We start from the raw sequence: 2,373 nt of genomic DNA, 5'->3' as shown, positions 1-2,373 counted from the left end.
GGTCGCTCATTTGCGACTCCCTTATGTTAACATCTTCATTAGTTAATGTCAACTAAGTTTTTTATTTTGTTTACCGCGTTCTGCGTTATTGCATCGGCGACTTGTTCTATATTACACCTCTAAGATACAACCGTCAATATGTTTTTATAAAAAAACTTCATTTTTTATAAATCCTATTTACGTTATTAAATTATGTATTTATATACCTCTTCTATAAGAATAGATAAGCAACCCATAAAATACTCTATGGGTTGCTATTCCTTCATAAAAACTATTGTTCTTTTGAAGGTATCGAACAACTTTCATCCGTACAAGACATATCGCTTCCACCCTCTGAAGAAAGCTCTTGTAACTTAGGTGCAGGATTCTCTTCTTCCCACACTTGTTGAAGTGCACCGACAAAAGTTTCGAGTGGTTGCGCACCTGAAATAGCATACTTTTGATTAATAATAAAATAAGGTACTCCTGAAATTTGATATTGCTGAGCAATCGATTCATCAATTCTAACATCATTTGCATATGCACCTTTATCATTAATAACACGTAAAGCTTCTTGCTTATCTAAACCTGAAGCTTCAGCAATAGTAGCAAGCGTATCCACATCACTTAAATTTCTCGATTCAGTGAAATATGCAAAAAGTAGATTTTCCGTAATCTCTTTTTCTTTCCCTTGATCCTTTGCAAATTTAGCTAGACGATGCGCATCAAAAGTGTTCGTCGGCTTCATCTCTTCAAAATTAAAATTTAAATCCATACTAGCTGCATGATTTCCTAGTTGTACATTATTACGCTTAGCTTCTTCAATACTAATCCCGTACTTTGATGCAAGTACTTCATTAATACTTGTTCCAGAATAGATTGGAGCATTTTGGTCTAATTCAAAACTTTTAAACTCCACTTCAACATCCTTCTTATGCGGAAATTGCTCTAAAGCCATTTCTAATCTACGTTTCCCAATATAACAAAATGGGCATACAAAATCTGACCATACTTCAATTTTCATAGAAACACCTCATTAACATGTAGTTTTCAATTATTGTAGCACCGGCAATAAGGAATTCAAAAATTTATGCTTCAAACCTTATATACTACAAACTAAAATAAGTTTTTAAATAGAAAAAACGATAATCAAAAGTATAAAAACCTTTCCTTCTGATTATCGTATATACAAATCTAAAACAATCTAATTACGCTGGAATGTATCTCCCCACGAACTTCCATACGGTATTCCAATATTTATTCGAATCTACCTTCTCGGCTTCTCCATGTCCAGCACCTGGAACAATTAATTTCTCTTTTTCTACTTTTGCAGCATTATATACTTCATCTAACATTTCATAAGGAACAAATGTATCAGCATCCCCATGAATAAATAGCATAGGTGTTTTACTTTTCGCCACTTGTTTTATAGCTGAAGCTTCTTCTAAATCATATCCAGCTCTTAATTTTGTAACTGTATTTGCCGCATTCATAACAGGAAACTTTGGCAAATGGAATAGATCTTTTAGTTGATACGTAAATTCATCAATAACAGTTGAGTATCCACAATCTTCAATAATAACTTTAACGTTAGAAGGTAACTCTTCACCTGAAGTCATCATTACAGTTGCTCCCCCCATTGAAACACCAAAGAGTGCTATTTCAGCATTAGGGTCTTTCTTTACAATTTGTTGAATCCAAATCAAAATATCTTTACGATCATGCCAGCCCATCCCTATATAATCACCTTCACTATTTCCATGCCCACGAAGGTCTGGCGCTATGACGTTATATCCTTGTTCATAAAAGTTCCGGATATATTTCGTCATTTTCGATGCCCTACTATCATATCCATGAACTACAATTGCCCATTTATGACTAGATTGTTCATTCATATATTCATAACCTGTTAATTTCAACTTATCGAAAGAATTTATGTTTCGTGTATTAGGTTTATGATTTGATACAAAGTTCGCATCCTTTTCTTCATTTGTAGCGAACACACCTCCCGATGCATTCACAGTTTCTACTAAGTGAGGATTATCCTCTAAAAACTCTTTCTCTTGTTTCGCATTCAACGCATAATTATAAAAATAATTCCCGACTAACATATAAGTAATTGCTAGAAGGACTAAAGCTACTATAGTAATTACACCTATCTTTTTCATATTATCTCCTTAAAAAAATTTAAATCTTCCTATATTAAAGTACCTCGAAAAACAACTGTACTATTTTAACACACCGATAGATTGCTTCTACAAAAAATAGAATAGAAAATCTTAAACTACACATCAAAAATGATGAAAGAAAATGAATATGAGGGGATCAAAAGAATACGGATTACTTACTTGAAGCTGATAAGAAGTTTAAAACACAAAAAAGACGAGTCATTCT

Annotated in this window: 2 protein-coding genes; both read right to left on the bottom strand. The window is 33.0% G+C overall.

Features of this window, described 5'->3' with window-relative positions; genetic code table 11:
* Window positions 1–271: 271 nt before the first annotated feature.
* Window positions 272–1,003 carry a DsbA family oxidoreductase gene (locus tag DT250_RS31395; RefSeq protein ID WP_106383667.1) on the bottom strand — a complete coding sequence of 244 codons (732 nt, stop codon included), beginning with the start codon at window positions 1,001–1,003 and terminating at the stop codon, window positions 272–274.
* A 184-nt stretch (window positions 1,004–1,187) separates the two neighbouring features.
* Window positions 1,188–2,147, bottom strand: a complete 960-nt coding sequence (locus DT250_RS31390) for an alpha/beta hydrolase (protein ID WP_088061498.1) — start codon at window positions 2,145–2,147, stop codon at window positions 1,188–1,190.
* Window positions 2,148–2,373 lie beyond the last annotated feature (226 nt).

The sequence above is a fragment of the Bacillus sp. AR2-1 genome (assembly GCF_008368755.1).
GTDB lineage: Bacteria > Bacillota > Bacilli > Bacillales > Bacillaceae_G > Bacillus_A > Bacillus_A wiedmannii.
Note: the sequence above shows the minus strand (reverse complement) of the source record. Positions and strands in the feature narration are given on the sequence as shown.

What these genes read in the sequence shown, in the direction of transcription:
- DT250_RS31395 (WP_106383667.1), bottom strand. Translation starts at nt 1,003, where the DNA reads ATGAAAATTGAAGTATGGTCAGATTTTGTATGCCCATTTTGTTATATT.
- DT250_RS31390 (WP_088061498.1), bottom strand. Translation starts at nt 2,147, where the DNA reads ATGAAAAAGATAGGTGTAATTACTATAGTAGCTTTAGTCCTTCTAGCA.